The sequence below is a fragment of the Photobacterium damselae subsp. damselae genome (assembly GCF_038086725.1).
Lineage (GTDB): Bacteria > Pseudomonadota > Gammaproteobacteria > Enterobacterales > Vibrionaceae > Photobacterium > Photobacterium damselae.
Genome location: NZ_CP146970.1, coordinates 1154530 through 1172940, shown reverse-complemented (window position 1 = coordinate 1172940; position 18411 = coordinate 1154530). Strand labels below are relative to the sequence as shown.

Below are 18411 nucleotides of genomic sequence, written 5' to 3'. Positions count from 1 at the left end.
TGATATCTATTTGTCTTTTTTAGTAACTATTAGTTGAGGAATGGTCCCCAAGCAGGTGAACGAACACGATCACTTGCCGATGGTAAACGAGCCTTAAAGCGACCATCGATAGACACTAAAGACAACTCGTTAGAATTACCAATCGATGAGCTGTAAATGATCATACTGCCGTTAGGGGCAATGCTTGGTGATTCATCAAGAAATGTCTTGGTTAGAACCTGTACCGCACCCGTTTTTAAATCTTGCTTAGCAATGTTATAGCCAGTATCTGAACGATTCACCATCACAAGGTAACGACCATCAGGTGTTAATTGGCCACCTAAATTCTGACTGCCCTGCCATGTTAAGCGCTGAGTTTGACCATCGGCTAAGTTAACACGATAAATCTGAGGCTTACCACCACGGTCAGAGGTAAAGATCAATGAATTGCCTGTTGGATCCCAAAACGGTTCAGTGTTATTAGCACGACCGCGAGTCACTTGTGTTAGCTGCTTAGTATTTAAATCTTTAATGTAGATCTGCAAACTGCCGCTCTTAGACAGTACAAGTGCTAACTTAGAACCATCTGGAGAGAAACGTGGAGAACCGTTATGACGAGGGTAGTCAGAAACCAGCTCACGAGTACCTTTATAGATATTCATAATGTAGATCTGAGCTTTATTGTTCTCAAAGCTAACATAAGCTAACTTACTGCCATCTGGTGACCATGCAGGAGACATAATTGGTTGCTGAGACTTAAGTACGGTACGCTCGTTGTAACCATCGTAGTCAGCTACACGAAGTTGATATGGAAATTTTGATTTCTCTTCCATTGCAACATAAGCAATACGAGTTAAGAAAGCACCTCGCTCACCCGTTAGTTTTTGATATACCACATCTGAAATACGGTGAGCATACTGACGTAAACGGTTTGGTTTCACCGTTGCGCGGTTATTCACTAAGATATAATTTTTCTCAGTTACAACCTGACCATTAGCATCTGCTGTGGTTTGTTTACTTTGTAGTTGACCTTTCACTAAGTCGATCAATTGATATTGAACAACGTAATTACCATTAGCATCTTGCGATACGGTTCCCATTACAAGGGCATCCACGCCCATTTGAGTCCAAGCATTATAGTTAATTTGGCTCTCATCAGATGGTTGTTGCGGCATTTTTGCCACAGGAACAGGGCTAAATTTACCACTGCGCTGTAAGTCAGAAGCGACAACAGCAGAGATATCAGTAGGTAGTTTACCTTGCCCTTCCCATTTAAATGGCACAACAGCAATTGGACGGGCCGAGTCGACACCATCGGTTATCACAAGTTCTAATTCAGCACGTGCAAACTGACTCATGGTCAGTAACATTAAGCACAAGCCCATTATCCAACGTTTCATCCACAACTCCTTTATGACTGAGGACTGACGGTAAGTTTAATATTTCGCAGTTTTTCAATAACGGCAGGATCTTCCGGCATTGGGAACTGACTGATTTTTACAACAGCGGCCTTCGCTGCTCGGCATAAGGTGTTATCGCCAGAAACCTGGTCAACATTTAACAATAAACCATTAGCAGATAAACGCATACTCAGCACACACTGCTTACCAATAAAACTTTGATCAGTCAGTAAGTTCTGCTGAATCATTTGTTTATAAATAGCACCATAACGCTGAGTTTCATCGGCAATAAATTGACCTTTAGCACCACCACGCTGTTGTGTTTCGGCTTCTAAACCATCAAAGATATTATCTAATGCTGCTTCTTGTTGCTGCTGTTTAGCTTTCGCTTCTGCGGCCTTACGCTCAGATTCTTTACGTTGTTTCTCAGCTTCGATACGTTTTTGCTCTGCCAGTTTAGCGGCTTCTTCAGCTTTCTTCTTTGCAGCTTCTTTAGCTTTACGGTCTGCCTCTGCTTTTTTCGCAGCTTCTTCTGCCTTGCGCTGTTCAGCTACTTTTTGCTGGCGAAGTTGCTCGGCTTTTTCTGCGGCTTCTTGCTTTGCTTTGCGTTCGGCTTCAGCTTTTGCAGCCGCGGCCTCTTTAACTTTACGCTCGGCATCTGCTTTTTTCGCTGCCGCTTCTGCTTTACGCTGCTCTGCTAACTTTTGCTGACGCAGTTGTTCGGCTTTCTCTGCAGCCTCTTGCTTCGCTTTACGCTCAGCTTCGGCTTCACGAGTGGCTTTTTCTGCCGCTAGTTTATCTTCTTTGAGCTTACGAACTCGCTCAGCTTCTGCCTTGCGTTGCTTTTCAAGCGCATCAGCTTGCTGCTCAAGACGTTTAAGTCGATCTTGCTCTGCTTTTTGCGCCGCTTGTCGCTGATCTCGTATGCGCTGAGCTTGCTGATGAATAAGAGCCGGATCAACGACCACAGCCTGAATCGCATTACCCGCAGGCTTAGATTCAGTCATGGCAAAATCCGCCCCCCAAATCAAAGCAATTAACAGTAAGGCATGAAGAAATAACGATATGATGACAGATGTCGTGTAGTTGTTATTTTTCATTCAAGGTCCTTTACTGATCAATCGGATCGGTCATTAGGCCAACCGAACTCACACCAGCGGTATTAAGCGCATCTAACGTTTCAATAATATTAGCGTAAGGTGTTCTACCATCCCCACCCACCATCACTAAAACTTTAGGGTTCAATTGTCGCTCTGCTTTTACTCGAGTAATTAAATCATTTAAGCTCAAGCCTCGCTGAACATCTTCATTATTGACACTCAGACCTAAGTTACCGTCTTTATCAACTTCGACAATAATCGGTGGTGTATCACTCTCACCATTTAAATCTGCAACCGTTTGTGCCGTATGCGTAGAAGGTAAATCGACATCAACCCCCTGACTGACAAACGGCGCGGTTACCATAAAGATAATCAGCAACACCAGCATAACGTCGATATAAGGAACAACGTTAATCTCTGCGGTCATTTTGCGCTTTTTCGGTTGATAAGCCATGCTTACTCCTGATTAGCAGCAAACGCTTGACGGTGTAGAATACTAGAAAACTCTTCCATAAAAGTAGCGTAAGTATGTTCTAGTTTCGCAACTCGGTTAGTTAAACGGTTATAAAACATAACAGCAGGAATCGCTGCAAATAGGCCCATTGCTGTTGCCACTAGTGCTTCGGCAATACCAGGAGCAACCATAGCTAGAGTGGCTTGCTTTACTGCGCCTAATGCAATAAATGCGTGCATGATGCCCCATACCGTACCAAACAAGCCGATGTATGGGCTAATTGAACCTACGGTTGCTAAAAATGGTAGATTAGTTTCAAGCTCTTCCACTTCACGAGATAGCGCAACACGCATTGCTCGGCCAGTACCTTCCATCACAGCTTCTGGCACTTTACCGTTACTGCGGTGAAGACGAGCATACTCTTTAAAGCCCGCATAGAAGATCTGCTCGGAGCCAGTTAGATCGTCTTTACGAGCTTCAACTTCTTTGTAAAGCTGAGAAAGATCCACCCCAGACCAGAAGCGGTCTTCAAAACGATGAGCTCGTGTTGTTGCCTCAGAAAGTACCTGAGAGCGTTTGATGATCATGGTCCAAGAGACCACGGACATCCCTAATAGAATCAGCATTACAATCTTAACCAACAGGCTCGCCTGTAAGAAAAGGTCTAAAATGGACAGTTCGCCAGTCACTTCATAATCTCCGATTTAATATGCTCTGGAAGCGCTTGAGGTTTCATTATTTTCGGGTTGATACAGGCTACCTTAACAGTTGCACAGCACAAGATTTGACCGTCATTGTTCACCAAACTTTGACAAAAATCCAAAGAGGCTTTACGGACATTTTCAACCCAGGTTTGTACGGTTAAATGCTCATCTAAGCGAGCACCTTTACGAAAATCTATGTTCATGCTTTTCACAACAAAACTTAGATTTTGCTCAAGAAGAACATGCTGACTCACACCGATACTACGAAGCATCTCTGTTCTAGCACGCTCAAAAAACTTTAGATAATTGGCATGATAAACCACACCACCAACATCGGTATCTTCATAGTAGATGGTAATGGGCCAATTAAAGATTTTAATATCACTCATAATCTGCACTGCAATATGATTTTGTTACTCAGTAATTGAGCTTACTATACCCTAACTCGATGACCTTTCAGATAATTATCCGTTAATAAGTAGAACCGAGCGCTATTCTACCCAATTATTTGTCGTATTTATTGGTTTCTGACAATCAAATTACATTTCTGTTCAGGGTATATGCTCTCTGTCTTTTTTTGTCACACTTTATCTATACTCGAACTCAGTAACGTCCTTGCATCCTAAAAATACAGCTCACTATACTCAAGCCATAAAAAAACGGCTTGCTCTTTAATAAGAACAAGCCGTTTATTCTGTTTCAGGATATTACATTATTAAATGTAAACGTAATCCTAAGATGTAAGCTAAAACAGGTAGTGCAATTACTGGTGTAAAGAGCAACTTCCAATACCACTTATGTGGAACAAACCCCATTGCATGAATCATACATGCACAGGTTGACCAAATCATGGCTGGCGCAATAACAGGACCAAAACCCCCTATTGCATCGGCAAACTGATGCGGATTCCACATCACGAGTCCGGTTGTGACTACAGCCATCACAAAAGCTAATATTCTCACTGGAAGATTAGCCAATGGCGCATGAACTGCTGTAATTACACTGTTGATATTACTCAATCTTCTTTGTCCATATCTTCGGTTGTTTCAAGCCATAATGCGTTGATAATACCGAATGAACATGCCAGTAATACACCTAGAATCCAAGCAAAATACCACATGGTTAATCTCCTTAGTACAATGAGTTTTTGTTGTCTTCGATAAATTTATTATCAAGACGACCAAACATTTTGTAATAACACCAAGAGGTGTAAGCCAAGATAATTGGAACCATAACGAAGGCTACGCCTGTCATGATCTTCAGAGTTAGCTCAGAAGATGTTGCATCCCAAATGGTCAAACTTACATTAGGCATAATGCTCGATGGCATAATGAATGGGAAAGTCGCAAAACCGAAAGTTAGCACGACACCCGCTAATGTTAAGCTTGAGAATAAGAAGGCAAAACCTGCACGTTCAGCACGTGAAGCAAGCATGGTTAGAACTGGCATTACAACAGCAAGGATTGGGGCAATCCACATTGCTGGGTATTGAGCATAGTTAAGGAACAATGCACCAGAAACTACTTCTACCTGCTTATTCAGTGGGTTAGATGGAGCAAAGTGATCCATTGTTGAAGTCACTACATAACCATCAAGGCCATGAGCCCAAATACCCGCGATAATAAACGCTACTGCTGTTGCAATAGATGTTTTCATTGCCACTGCACGAGCACGTACATGAACAGCATCTGTTGTTTTCATCTGTAGGTATGCCGCGCCCTGAGTCAGGATCATTAGCACACTAACAACACCACATAGCAATGCAAATGGGTTTAGAAGACCCAATAGATTACCTTTGTAGGTTGGAATCAATAGGCTATTTAATTCAAATGGAACACCTTGAAGCAGGTTACCAAACGCCACACCAAAAATTAGAGGCGGAACAAAACTACCTACAAATAAAGCGTTATCCCATGCATCGCGCCATTTAGGCTCAGCAAGCTTTGAACGGTAGTCAAACGCCAATGGACGAAGCCAAAGAGCTGCTAGCGTCAAAATCATTGCTAGGTAGAAGCCAGAGAATACAGTTGCGTAAACTAGAGGCCACGCTGCAAATAGAGCACCACCTGCGGTGATTAACCATACTTGGTTACCATCCCAGTGTGGAGCGACAGAGTTAATCATTACACGGCGTTCAGTATCTGTCTTACCAATAACTTTAGACAGCATACCTACGCCCATATCGAAACCATCAGTGATAGCGAAACCGATGCATAACACACCAATTAGTATCCACCAGATGAATCGCAAAGCTTCATAATCAAACATTGCTATGGTTCTCCCTGATTACGCTTCTACTTGACGTGATACAGCATTTTGCTGAGAGTCAATTTTTTCAAAGTGATAACGGCCAGTCTTTAGACTACTTGGACCTAAACGAGCGTACTTAATCATTAGGTATAGCTCTGCAATCAAGAAGATTGTGTATAGTGCAATAATACCTAGTAGTGATAGCCATAACTCATAAGGTTGTAGATTCGATGCTGCCATATGAACAGGTAGAACTTCACCTACTGCCCATGGCTGACGACCGTATTCAGCAACAAACCAGCCTGCTTCTACTGCAATCCATGGTAGTGGAATACCATAAAGTGCGGCTTTAAGAACCCATTTCTTCTCTGTGATCTTATGACGGCAAGACTGAATAAATGCCATACCGATGATACCAAGCATTAGCATGCCCGCACCAACCATCACACGGAAGCTCCAGAATAGCGGCCAAACGGTAGGGATTGAGTCGTCTGTCGCTTTTTGAATATCGGCTTCAGTTGCATCTACTACATTTGGCGCATAAGGCTTCAACAGTAGACCATAACCAAGATCTTTCTTAACTTTATCAAATGCTGCAACGTTTTCAGGAGTTTTATCTCCTGCACGAAGTTTCTCTAGTAGACCGTATGCGATCATACCGTTTCGAATACGAACTTCATGTTCTTTCTTAAGATCTACGATACCTGTTACTTGCTCATCAAGAGAACGGGTTGCAATGATACCTAATAGATATGGAACCTTAATTTGGAAATCATTTTCCATTTTTTCTTGGTTAGGAATTGCAATCGCGGTAAAGGCTGCAGGAGCTGGCTCTGTGTGCCACTCAGCTTCAATTGCTGCTAGTTTAGTCTTCTGTACGTCACCAAGCTCATAACCAGACTCGTCACCAAGAATGATAGTAGAGATAATTGCTGCTAGACCGAAAGCTGCTGCAATGGCGAAAGAACGACGAGCAAAAGCAATATCACGACCTTTAAGTAGGTAGTATGCACTGATACCTAGAATGAACATCGCACCTGTTGTGTAACCAGACGCAACTGTGTGTACAAATTTCACCTGAGCAACTGGGTTTAGAACCACATCAGCAAAGCTCACCATTTCCATACGCATGGTTTCGAAGTTGAAATCGGCACCTACAGGGTTTTGCATCCAGCCATTAGCCACTAGGATCCAAAGAGCAGAGAAGTTTGAACCAAGTGCTACTAACCAAGTCACTGCAAGGTGTTGACGCTTAGACAGACGATCCCAGCCGAAGAAGAACATACCGACTAAAGTGGATTCTAGGAAGAATGCCATTAACGCTTCGATTGCTAGTGGTGCACCAAAAATATCACCCACATAGTGAGAATAGTACGCCCAGTTAGTACCGAACTGGAACTCCATACTTAGGCCTGTTGCCACACCTAGTGCGAAGTTGATTGCGAAAAGCTTACCCCAGAACTTAGTCATGTCCTTGTAGATTTGCTTTCCAGTCATTACATAAACTGATTCCATGATGGCAAGTAAAAATGCCATACCAAGAGTCAGAGGCACGAACAAAAAGTGATACATCGCAGTTAATGCGAACTGTAACCGCGATAGTTCGACGATATCAGTGAACATTGAGAACTCCTTCTTTCGCCAGGCTGACTGGCGACAGTACTACACAGTGTACCGATTATTGGTTTTAGCTTGGGTTATAGCCAATAAACCGCATCATTGGGTGACCTTCCTGGCAGCGATCATAGCTATGACGAAAGCATCCTTATTATGTTGCAAGTTTGTAAAAAACTGTTAATTTATTGTTAAGCTACAGCTAATAAAGTCATCGCTAATATTACTGATTTTCGCTCGACTCTTCAAAGAATTTATTAATCAATTTGCTTTGATAAATATCAATAAATGCTGTTCAGATTTTAACCATCAGAGCATCAATTGATACAGATCAAGATTTTATGGGCAATTTAGATGGCTTGTTGGGATATTTAAATAGGGAATTTTTAAATCTGCTCACGAGTAAATCACGTTTATTCACAACCTGTTTTTAATTTGATACAAAACTTACATTTTACCCGAAAAAAATAAGGTGAAGATGATAATTTACCATGTATCTTGACTGGATTTCCTAAGGGAATCCCTTAGATTTATCATGGATTAACGTAATTTAAGCTAAATTAATCACATAAATAAAACTAATCCATTCAATCTTTCATCATGAATACTAAATACGTCATTTTTTGGCTATTTATATGAAGAAATACGACTCATATAAGGAAATAAAACGGGCTGAACCAGACAAAAAATTTGAGGTGATTTTTATCGTATAATGTATTGATAGCGGTAGAAGTTATGGCAAATTTAGTTGCCAGATTGAGCATTTATTCTAAAAAAAATTTTCGGCAATTATCCAAGAGTAACCTTATTAATAAAAGAACGGACAAAAAACAGTCAAACTATAAAATAAATTCACCCCTTGCATGAGTTATCCCTTGATTGAATTTGTTTTTTATCTGTTATTAACGTCACAAAAGATTCATTTAATTTTCATTTATTATACAAATTAAACATTCGAGACAAAAAACGAGGCTGTCAACGCCTCGTTTTTTGTCATAAGTAATCATCTTTTTAATAACCAGATCTTAACAAAATCAATTATCGGATAATTTGCTGATGAATCTTAACCACTACTTTCTTAATATTCGTTGTCTTTTCTACCACACAGCCTGGCTTGTGAGGCTCTAGAGGCATAAAGATGGCAAACATTCTTGGCTTCATGATCACAGTGCTTTGTGCAACCATATCACTTACCAGATAAAAATCATTTTCATCATCGTATTCTGTCGCTTTTGGGTGTGCATCAGGCAGAGCAAAATCAATGCGCTCTTCACCCGATATTAGCACCTGTAAATCAATATATTGCTCATGCACTTCAGCCTGCTTAGAGCTTGCATCTGCCGTATCAAAACTCATCACATTGGCATAAATCAAGTCGCCTGCAATCTCATGACGACCTAGCTCTAGTTCAGCCAAATCTTGTTCTAATAAAAAATGAATCGCTTGTTTAAATGGTTGCGGTAAAAACTCGTAACTTTTTGCGTTATCAAGATGACCTAAAATCATATTGTAAATCCTTTATAAAAAGGCTCAGATGCCATATCACACATCTGAGCCTTAGGGGGAACTATAAATTCGTTTCGTTGACCCATAAAGCAACACCCACTAAGCCTGCATCGGCTTGTGTTTTTGCCGCTACTAATTTGGGACGATACACGGTTGGTAACTCGGCTAATTGTGCAGCAACTAGCTCTCGATATCCTTGGGCTAAACCCACACTGCCACCAAGGGTGACTGTATCTAAATCCAGCGTAATAGTGAGATCAGCAATTAAATTAGCAATCGCCTTTGCTGAATTTTCCACACAGAAAGTGGCGTGAGGATCTCCGGCTAAAAAAGCTTGATATGCTTCTTTACCTGTACACTCTTCACCCCAACGCTGACTGGTTTGCTTTGCAATGGCAGTTCCTGATGCGATAGCTTCTACACAACCAATGCGGCCACAGCCACAACGAGGGCCATGAGGATCGGCGACTGTATGCCCAGCATGGCCTGCTATACCTCTAGGGCCAACTTGAAGCTGACCATTAAGAACAATTCCAGCCCCGACCCCAGTTGATACAGTAATAAAGGCCATATTGTTCACTGGCTGTTCAAGAGCTTTAAACTCAGCCCATGCAGCCGCTTGTGCATCATTAATCACATCAACATTACAGCCCATAATAGCGATAATTTCTTGCTGTAATGGATAGTGATTTAACCCACCTAAATTAGCTGGATTTAATGCTTTGAGAATGCCGTGATCAATAATACCGGTTGAAGCCACAGCAACCTGTTCGACTTGACCAATATACGGTGTTAATAGCTGACGTAACGCTTCAGTCATCGCCTCGGGTTGCTGCGAACTGGGAGTGGCAATCTGTTGTCGGTTAGAAACTTGACCATCTCGCACTATCGCACAGGCAATTTTAGTGCCTCCAATATCAACAGCTAACACTGACTTCATGCTATTGCCTCAATCTTTTGTGGCTCTGCACTGGCAACAGCAGAACTGAACCACTGACAAATATGTTCAACTCGTGTAATCGCAGAGCCAACAGTCACACAAGAAGCCCCAGCTTCAATTGCAACTTTCGCTAACTCAGGTGTGTTATAGCGACCTTCTGCCATAACCCAACACCCCGCATTATGCAAACGAGTTACCAGTTCTACATCTGGTTCGGTTGGCACTTCTCCACCAGTATAGCCAGACATAGTAGAACCAATAATATCCACCCCGAGTTGCTGACAATAGATGCCTTCATCATAATTAGAGCAATCAGCCATTACTAAACAGCCTTGAGCTTTAATTTCTTGAACCAATGCTGCAATTTCAACTGGGCGGGTACGGTGTGTGGCGTCTATAGCGATGATATCGGCACCCGCTTCTTTTAATGCGATAACATCATCAATAAATGGGGTAATACGAATTGGACTATCCGGCAAATCACGCTTAATGATACCAATGATAGGAACAGTAACGGTTGGACGGACTGCTTTTAGATTGGCAACCCCTTCAATACGAAGGCCCGCTGCACCACCAGCCACAGAAGCTTGAGCCATCGCTGCAACAATATTTGGGTCATCCATTGGACCATTATCAACAGGCTGGCATGAAGAGATAAAACCACCCTTAAGCTTTTTGAGAATTGGCTGTTCATTGTGTGTCATAAGTCTTACTCCAAAACATTTTTACTTATGAAGTTTGACTCCAATTTAAAGCGAATGAAGTTTAGCTTCAAATTGGTTTTGAGAAAATAGAGATCTACTCCACGAAAATAGATGTATCTGAATATGAAATTAGAGGCAAATCAACTTTTAAGAAGAGTCAGCAAGAAAGAGAGAGTCAATAAGAGGATGCACAAAGATCAAAGTAATACCCAAGTAATTTCAAGACCTAGCACCTAGCACCTAGCACCTAGCACCTTAACATTACTTGGGGCCTTAAGCTAAAAATCGAGCGCTTGTGTCGTCTTCAATTTTTGCGCTTGTGTACCATCCATATCTTCTTGAACTAACAAAGCATAGACAAGGTCGAGAACAAACAGCTGAGAAATTTTAGTACCGATGGAGTCACCTTGTAATTTACCCTGACGATTTCCATTAACCAGCACATAATCAGCATATTCTGCTATCGATGAACGGGGATTATGAGTTAGAGCTACAGTTGTCGCTCCGGCTTCTTTTGCCAGTTTAAGCGCTTTTGTTGTTTCCAAAGAGTTACCAGAATGACTAATACCAATGGCTAGATCACCTGGATGCAAAAGAGAAGCTTTCATATACATAAAGTGGTTATTGGTTAATGCATCAACATTGAAACCAATACGCATCAATTTATTTTTCGCATCTTCTGCAGTAATACCCGATGAACCAACACCAAAAAAATACACGCCGTGAGATGAGCGCAGCAGTTTTGCCACTTTCGCTAAAGTATCGAAGTTAAGTAGGTTAAGCGTTTCACCTAATACGTTATTGATCGTGTTATGTAACTTCTGTCCAATAAGCTCGGCGCTATCGCTTGGGGTTACATCACTATCTAACAGAGATTTCTCATTAGGCGATGACGCAGTAGAAAGCTCTATAGCCAACTCCATCTTAAAATCTTGAAAGCCTTTAAAACCCAGCGTACGACAGAATCGGATAATCGTAGCCTCACCCACATTTACCGCACTAGACAATTCAGCAATAGAGAAACGAGTAACATCAGCTGCATTATCAAGAACATAATCGGCAATTCTTTGAGCTGATGGCGTTAAACTTTCTTGTAAACTACCGATCATATCTAAAACTTTACCCGCTTTTATCGCTGTTGTTTTTGCGGTCATGCTATCCCCTACTGATTTATCGTATTGATTCTATTGTTATAACATTCTCACATGGCATAACAATAATGTGAAGTATTACTCCATTTACCAAGTGTTATATCAGTCGCATTTTCTTTGCGCAAATTTTATAAATCTAATATGGGTAAAAACAGCTCGATTTAAAATTGTTTGCCCAAATGTCGTACCAATCACATTTTAATGGTTTTGTTGTCTTGAACCGATTTTAGCCATTGCTTAATGAAATTTTACTCCATAGAATAAACTCAAACTCCACTTTTAAATATTTAATGAAGCAAAACTTCAGATTAATATCGAGGCATACCATGGAAAAACTAACAGGTCTAATTGCTGCTCCACACACTCCTTTTGATACTAATGGCAACGTTAACTTTGCTGCTATCGATCAAATTGCCGCTCACTTAATTAAAGACGGCGTAAAAGGGGTTTATGTTTGTGGTACAACAGGAGAAGGCATTCACTGTTCGGTTGAAGAGCGTAAAGCGATTGCAGAGCGTTGGGTTTCAGCATCTCAAGGCCAGCTAAAGATTACTCTACACACGGGTGCTCTAAGTATTGTTGATACACTAGAGTTGACTCGTCACGCTGAAACATTAGATATTTTCGCAACATCGGCAATTGGTCCTTGCTTCTTTAAACCAGGTTCTGTTGATGATCTTGTTGAATACTGTGCAACCGTTGCAGCAGCTGCGCCATCAAAAGGGTTCTACTACTACCACTCAGGCATGTCTGGTGTGAACCTAGATATGGAACAGTTCCTAATTAAAGCAGATAAAAAGATCCCTAACCTATCAGGTATTAAGTTTAACTCTGGTGACTTATACGAATACCAACGCTGTTTACGTGCTTGCGATGGCAAATACGACATTCCATTTGGTGTTGACGAGCATCTTCCTGGGGCGCTTGCTGTTGGTGCTATTGGCGCAGTTGGTAGTACTTACAACTATGCAGCTCCGCACTTCACTAAAATGATTGAAGATTTCAATAACGGTGATCATGCAGCAGTTGTTAAAGGTATGGACAATGTTATTGCTCTAATTCGAGTATTAGTTGAATTTGGTGGTGTAGCAGCAGGTAAAGCCGCGATGGCTCTTCACGGTATCGACTGTGGCGACCCACGTTTACCACTTCGTGCTTTAACTGCAGAACAAAAAGAAACAGTTGTTGCTAAGATGCGTGATGCTGGTTTTCTAAACGCCGCAAAATAATGGAATAAAAAGCATTAAGTACATGTTTTCGGTTTAGATAACATCCTAAAACTTAAGCTTAAATAACGACTTTAGACACCCAAATAAGACAAAACGAGGCGATATCACTACCGCCTCGTTTTTTTTATTGCGTGTTAATTCATTGCTTTTTAACAGTACAGATAGAATCTTAGCGATTAATCTGGAATATCTAAACCAAAATGCAAATACGCTCGATGAGTTGCAATACGACCTCGCGGTGTACGCTGTAAGAAACCTTGCTGAATCAAGTAAGGTTCTAATACATCTTCAATGGTATCTCTTTCTTCACCGATAGCCGCGGCTAAGTTATCCAGACCAACGGGGCCACCCATAAATTTATCAATGATAGCCAGTAATAATTTACGGTCCATATAATCAAAACCGCTGCTATCTACATCAAGCATATCTAGCGCTTTAGAAGCAATATCAGGACAAATATGACCATCACCCTTTACTTCAGCATAGTCGCGCACTCGACGTAGCAAACGGTTAGCAATACGAGGTGTACCACGCGAACGCATCGCAACTTCCATAGCTCCGGCTTCTTCCATTGATAAACCAAGGCAATCGGCACTGCGCTTTACAATGTTTTTCAAGTCTTCAACTTTGTAGTATTCCAAGCGCTGCGTTATACCAAAACGGTCACGAAGAGGTGAAGTAAGAGAACCGGCTCGGGTTGTTGCTCCTATTAAAGTAAAAGGGGGCAAATCAATTTTAATAGACCGAGCGGCTGGGCCTTCACCGATCATAATATCCAGCTGATAATCTTCCATCGCAGGATAAAGAATCTCTTCAATATGCGGACTTAAACGATGGATCTCATCAATAAACAACACATCGTTTTCTTCTAAGTTTGTTAGAAGAGCGGCAAGATCACCGGCTTTTTCTAATACTGGGCCCGATGTAGTACGGATATTAACATCCATTTCATTGGCAACAATATTGGCTAATGTCGTTTTACCTAAGCCAGGAGGACCAAAGATAAGGAGATGATCCAGCGCTTCATTACGTAATTTAGCCGCTTTAATAAAGATCTCCATCTGGTCACGGACATGATCCTGACCACGATAATCTTGCAGCAGCTTAGGTCGAATCGCACGATCAATCACATCTTCTTCACGTGATGTCGTGTGATTGGCAGAAATCAGACGATCCGCTTCAATCATGATATGAATTCCTACCTATTAAACCATTGAACGTAAAGCTTCACGGATGATCGTTTCACTGCTCATTTCAGGTTGAGCCACTTGTGAAACCACTTTAGAGGCTTGTTGCGGTTTATAACCAAGCGCAACTAGAGCACTAACAGCTTCATCTTCAGCACGCGCTTGCGAAGATGGGTTTTGAATTGGTGCATTTGACGCCGCCGTATCTTGAGCTGGTGTAAATAAGTCGCCTTCACCCCACCCTTTAAGACGATCTTTCATCTCAACCAATAGACGTTCTGCAGTCTTCTTACCTACACCCGGGATCTTCACTAATGTAGTGATATCTTCTTGCTCCACGCTAAGTACAAATTGGCTTGCAGTCATGGCAGAAAGAATGGCTAAGCCCAATTTAGGACCGACACCATTAGCTTTAATCACTTCACGAAAGAGCTCTCGCTCACTTTTCTTATTAAAGCCATATAGAAGTTGCGCATCTTCACGAACCACAAAATGGGTAAAAATAATCGCTTCTTGGCCGACTTCTGGCAGTTCATAGAAACAGCTCATTGGCATTTGAACTTCATAACCAATTCCGCCCACCTCAAGGAGTACCTCTGGTGGCTGTTTTTCTAATACGGTTCCGCGTAGTCGACCTATCACAACATTCTCTCTATATTTGAATGAATTACGTTATGCCGCTCCCTTTAAGAAGCAGCAATGCATTTTCTGGCCTTAGAATAGTAAAGAGCTGGATGGATATCCAGCTCTTTTCACTTATTTGACAGAAAAAAAGCAGCCGAAGCTGCTTTTAATAGAACAAAATATCAGGTTAGCGATATCGGCCTCGACGAGCACCAGATACCTGTCCAGCCATAGCAACTAACGTTCGGTTAGTATGAGCATGGCAGATGGCAACGGCCAAAGCATCGGCCGCATCCGCTTGAGGTTTACCTTCTAGTTTCAACATAGAACAAACCATATGTTGAACCTGTAATTTATCAGCACTACCTATGCCAACCACTGCTTGTTTAATCAAACGGGCCGCATACTCATTAACAGGTAAGTCGGCATTAACCGCAGCAACGATAGCACTGCCGCGAGCTTGACCTAACTTCAGTGCAGAGCTGGCATTTTTACCCATAAAGACTTCTTCAATGGCAAAAACATCTGGCTGAAATTGAGTGATAACTTCACTCACCCCTGCATAAATTTGTTTTAATCGGCCTGGGATATCAGGGCAAGAAGTACGAATACAACCACTGCCTAAATACTCTAATTTTCGGCCTACTTGTCGTATCACCCCATATCCCGTAATACGAGATCCGGGGTCAATACCTAAAATAATCGACATTAATGCGTAGCTACACTTATTCTAGAGTTGCAGCAACTTCATCAGACATATCGCCGTTATGATACACTTCTTGTACATCATCTAGGTCATCTAATACATCAATCAAACGCATCAATTTAGGCGCTGTTGTGATATCCAGATCCGCTTTAGTGGATGGCACTAAAGTTACTTCTGCGTTTGCAGCTTCAAAACCTGCCGCATCCATTGCATCTTTCACTGCACCAAACTCTTTTGGCGTAGTGTAAACATCAATCGAGCCGTCATCATTCGTCTCAACATCATCAGCACCCGCTTCTAATGCCGCTTCCATAACAGCGTCTTCATCCAGACCTGGAGCGTAAGAGATAACCCCTTTTTTATCAAATAGGTAACTTACACTGCCATCGGTACCTAAGTTACCACCAGCTTTAGAAAATGCATGACGAACAGCAGATACAGTACGGTTGCGGTTATCAGTCATACACTCAACCATAACTGCCGTACCTGCAGGACCATAACCTTCATAGATTACGGTTTCCATATTGTCTTCACCATCACCACCAGCGCCACGAGTAACGGCACGGTTAATGGTATCGCGTGTCATGTTATTTGATAATGCTTTATCAATTGCAGCACGTAGACGAGGGTTATTTTCAACCTCTGCGCCACCTTCTTTCGCTGCAACCACAATCTCACGAATTAGCTTAGTGAAAATTTTACCGCGTTTAGCATCCTGCGCCGCTTTACGGTGTTTGATGTTGGCAAATTTACTATGACCAGCCATATCTTACTCCTATTTCTTTGATACCAAGCTTCATAACCACCCAAAACATAAATGAGTATGGAGCATGGTATAAGCCCAAGGGACTCTCTGTTTCACAAAAATGAAAAAACTGGTCGTCCAGAACTCTGAGCGACCAGTTAAATATAAAAATCTACAGATACCAAGCGAGATTCTTAGCTCAGTATCCTCTCGAATTCACTGCCTTCACAATCAAAGACAGTGTCGATTTTATTACTCTGCAGATTCTTCTTTCGCTAGCTTAACCGCAATCGCTAATTCTTCAAGCGCTGCTGGGTTTGCAACACTTGGAGCATCAGTCAGTAGACATGCTGCTGCTGTTGTTTTAGGGAATGCGATAACGTCACGAATGTTCTCTGTACCACAAAGTAACATGACTAGACGGTCAAGACCAAATGCTAGACCCGCATGAGGAGGCGTACCGTACTTAAGCGCATCAAGTAGGAAACCAAACTTCAAGCGTTGCTCATCAGCGGCGATACCTAAAATATCAAATACTGCTGCTTGCATTTCGCCATTATGAATACGAACAGAACCACCGCCCACTTCATAACCATTTAGTACCATATCGTAGGCATTAGATAGTGCACCAGCTGGGTTTGCTTTTAGCTCTTCAGGAGAGATATTCAATGGAGAAGTGAATGGGTGGTGCATTGCAGACAATGAACCATCTTCGTTCTCTTCAAACATTGGGAAATCAACAACCCATAGTGGTTTCCAAGCAGACTTATCTGTTAGTTCTAGGTCTTCACCCAGTTTCAGACGTAGTGCACCCATAGACTCAGTTACTACACGGTTACTATCGGCACCAAATAGAATGATGTCACCTGTTTGAGCATTTGTACGCTCAAGCAAGTTAGCAACAACTTCTTCGTTTAAGAATTTAGCAACAGGAGACTGAACACCTTCAAGGCCAGCAGCACGGTCATTAACCTTCATCCATGCTAGACCCTTAGCACCGTAAATACCAACGAACTTAGTGTATTCGTCAATTTGCTTACGGCTTAGTTCTGCACCACCTGGTACACAGATAACAGCAACACGACCTTTCTCATCGTTTGCTGGTGCTGAGAACACTTTAAAGTCAACGTCTTTAACAATGTCAGCGACATCAACAAGCTCAAGTGGGTTACGTAGATCTGGCTTATCAGAACCAAAACGACGCATTGCTTCGCTAAATGGCATGATTGGGAACTCGCCCAGATCAACATTTAGAAGCTCTTTCCACATTTCAGTGATCATCTGCTCAGTAACAGCACGAACCTGCTCTGCGCTCATGAAAGATGTTTCGATATCGATCTGAGTAAACTCTGGCTGACGGTCAGCACGAAGATCTTCATCACGGAAACATTTTACGATTTGGTAGTAACGGTCAAAACCAGACATCATCAGCAGCTGCTTAAATAGCTGAGGTGACTGTGGCAATGCGTAGAAGTTACCTTTATGAACACGGCTTGGTACTAAGTAATCACGTGCACCTTCAGGTGTTGCTTTAGTTAGTACTGGTGTTTCAATATCAAGGAAACCGTTAGTATCTAGGAAACGACGAACAAAGCTTGATGCTTTTGCACGCAGTTTAATACGATCGCTCATTTCTGGACGACGTAGATCTAGGTAACGGTACTTTAGACGCTGTTCTTCTGAGTTCTTTTGGTTAAAGTCTAGAGGAAGTACATCACTACGGTTGATGATTTCAAGACCTGTAGCTAATACTTCAACTTCACCCGTTGCCATGTCTTTATTTACTTGGCTTTCTGGACGAGTACGAACTTCACCTGTTAGACGAATACAGAATTCATTGCGCAGTTGGTTTGCTAATTCAAATACTTCTTTCATATCTGGATCAACAACAACCTGAACAATACCTTCACGATCTCGCATGTCGATAAAGATAAGACCGCCTAAGTCACGGCGACGGTTAACCCAGCCGCAAAGTTCTACTGTTTGTCCTGCTTGGGACTTGTTCAGTTGGCCACAATATTGGGTGCGCATAAGAAATTCCCGATCTATATACTTACATTCCTGTGAGCGATTTAAGTAAACTAATCACTTACCTTGCACAGGCTAATCTAGCCTCCC

19 protein-coding genes are annotated in these 18411 nt (G+C 41.9%); 1 reads left to right on the top strand and 18 read right to left on the bottom strand.

Going from position 1 to position 18411, the window contains the following annotated elements:
- Positions 1 to 29: 29 nt before the first annotated feature.
- The 13 genes from tolB to WAX86_RS05280 all read right to left on the bottom strand — a co-directional run bounded on the left by tolB (position 30) and on the right by WAX86_RS05280 (position 11805).
- The gene (gene tolB / locus WAX86_RS05340) at positions 30 to 1379 is read right to left on the bottom strand and encodes a Tol-Pal system beta propeller repeat protein TolB (protein ID WP_044176015.1); all 1350 of its coding nucleotides are present in this window, start codon (positions 1377 to 1379) and stop codon (positions 30 to 32) included.
- Positions 1380 to 1390: 11 nt separating this feature from the next.
- Positions 1391 to 2479, bottom strand: coding sequence for a cell envelope integrity protein TolA (gene tolA / locus WAX86_RS05335; RefSeq protein ID WP_341489214.1), 1089 nt, complete (start codon positions 2477 to 2479; stop codon positions 1391 to 1393).
- Positions 2480 to 2489: 10 nt separating this feature from the next.
- Positions 2490 to 2933, bottom strand: coding sequence for a protein TolR (tolR, locus tag WAX86_RS05330; RefSeq protein WP_036764118.1), 444 nt, complete (start codon positions 2931 to 2933; stop codon positions 2490 to 2492).
- Between the two features lie 2 nt (positions 2934 to 2935).
- Complete coding sequence (gene tolQ / locus WAX86_RS05325; protein ID WP_036764119.1) at positions 2936 to 3622, bottom strand: protein TolQ; 687 nt, start codon at positions 3620 to 3622, stop codon at positions 2936 to 2938.
- Positions 3619 to 4026: a tol-pal system-associated acyl-CoA thioesterase gene (ybgC, locus tag WAX86_RS05320; RefSeq protein WP_036764120.1), complete on the bottom strand. Its 408-nt coding sequence runs from the start codon at positions 4024 to 4026 to the stop codon at positions 3619 to 3621. The genes tolQ and ybgC overlap by 4 nt, the downstream gene beginning before the upstream one ends.
- A gap of 318 nt (positions 4027 to 4344) precedes the next feature.
- Positions 4345 to 4656: a cyd operon protein YbgE gene (ybgE, locus tag WAX86_RS05315; RefSeq protein ID WP_036764122.1), complete on the bottom strand. Its 312-nt coding sequence runs from the start codon at positions 4654 to 4656 to the stop codon at positions 4345 to 4347.
- Positions 4653 to 4757, bottom strand: coding sequence for a cytochrome bd-I oxidase subunit CydX (cydX, locus tag WAX86_RS05310; protein WP_036764124.1), 105 nt, complete (start codon positions 4755 to 4757; stop codon positions 4653 to 4655). The genes ybgE and cydX overlap by 4 nt, the downstream gene beginning before the upstream one ends.
- Before the next feature lie 11 nt (positions 4758 to 4768).
- On the bottom strand, positions 4769 to 5905 hold the full coding sequence (gene cydB, locus WAX86_RS05305) for a cytochrome d ubiquinol oxidase subunit II (protein WP_065170279.1): 1137 nt from the start codon (positions 5903 to 5905) through the stop codon (positions 4769 to 4771).
- An 18-nt stretch (positions 5906 to 5923) separates the two neighbouring features.
- Complete coding sequence (gene cydA, locus WAX86_RS05300) at positions 5924 to 7510, bottom strand: cytochrome ubiquinol oxidase subunit I (RefSeq protein ID WP_065170278.1); 1587 nt, start codon at positions 7508 to 7510, stop codon at positions 5924 to 5926.
- 1029 nt (positions 7511 to 8539) lie between these two features.
- Positions 8540 to 9007, bottom strand: coding sequence for an N-acetylneuraminate anomerase (gene nanQ / locus WAX86_RS05295; RefSeq protein WP_341489213.1), 468 nt, complete (start codon positions 9005 to 9007; stop codon positions 8540 to 8542).
- Positions 9008 to 9068: 61 nt separating this feature from the next.
- Entirely contained in the window at positions 9069 to 9947 is an 879-nt protein-coding gene (locus WAX86_RS05290; protein WP_065170276.1) for an N-acetylmannosamine kinase, read from the bottom strand.
- Positions 9944 to 10651: an N-acetylmannosamine-6-phosphate 2-epimerase gene (locus WAX86_RS05285; RefSeq protein WP_005300094.1), complete on the bottom strand. Its 708-nt coding sequence runs from the start codon at positions 10649 to 10651 to the stop codon at positions 9944 to 9946. Before WAX86_RS05285 ends, WAX86_RS05290 begins: the two co-directional genes overlap by 4 nt.
- 278 nt (positions 10652 to 10929) lie before the next feature.
- On the bottom strand, positions 10930 to 11805 hold the full coding sequence (locus WAX86_RS05280) for a MurR/RpiR family transcriptional regulator (RefSeq protein ID WP_044176030.1): 876 nt from the start codon (positions 11803 to 11805) through the stop codon (positions 10930 to 10932).
- A 323-nt stretch (positions 11806 to 12128) separates the two neighbouring features.
- On the opposite strand from WAX86_RS05280, the gene WAX86_RS05275 reads away from it, so the two are divergent.
- On the top strand, positions 12129 to 13031 hold the full coding sequence (locus tag WAX86_RS05275) for a dihydrodipicolinate synthase family protein (protein ID WP_044176031.1): 903 nt from the start codon (positions 12129 to 12131) through the stop codon (positions 13029 to 13031).
- Positions 13032 to 13207: 176 nt separating this feature from the next.
- Here WAX86_RS05275 and ruvB read toward each other — a convergent pair whose 3' ends face one another.
- From ruvB to aspS, 5 genes are all read right to left on the bottom strand, one after another.
- Entirely contained in the window at positions 13208 to 14218 is a 1011-nt protein-coding gene (gene ruvB, locus WAX86_RS05270) for a Holliday junction branch migration DNA helicase RuvB (RefSeq protein WP_044176033.1), read from the bottom strand.
- A gap of 18 nt (positions 14219 to 14236) precedes the next feature.
- Positions 14237 to 14860, bottom strand: coding sequence for a Holliday junction branch migration protein RuvA (gene ruvA / locus WAX86_RS05265; protein ID WP_036764132.1), 624 nt, complete (start codon positions 14858 to 14860; stop codon positions 14237 to 14239).
- 169 nt (positions 14861 to 15029) lie between these two features.
- Positions 15030 to 15551 carry a crossover junction endodeoxyribonuclease RuvC gene (ruvC, locus tag WAX86_RS05260; RefSeq protein WP_065170274.1) on the bottom strand — a complete coding sequence of 174 codons (522 nt, stop codon included), beginning with the start codon at positions 15549 to 15551 and terminating at the stop codon, positions 15030 to 15032.
- Positions 15552 to 15567: 16 nt separating this feature from the next.
- Entirely contained in the window at positions 15568 to 16314 is a 747-nt protein-coding gene (locus WAX86_RS05255) for a YebC/PmpR family DNA-binding transcriptional regulator (RefSeq protein ID WP_065170273.1), read from the bottom strand.
- A 231-nt stretch (positions 16315 to 16545) separates the two neighbouring features.
- Positions 16546 to 18324, bottom strand: coding sequence for an aspartate--tRNA ligase (gene aspS, locus WAX86_RS05250; RefSeq protein ID WP_065170272.1), 1779 nt, complete (start codon positions 18322 to 18324; stop codon positions 16546 to 16548).
- Between the last annotated feature and the right edge of the window lie 87 nt (positions 18325 to 18411).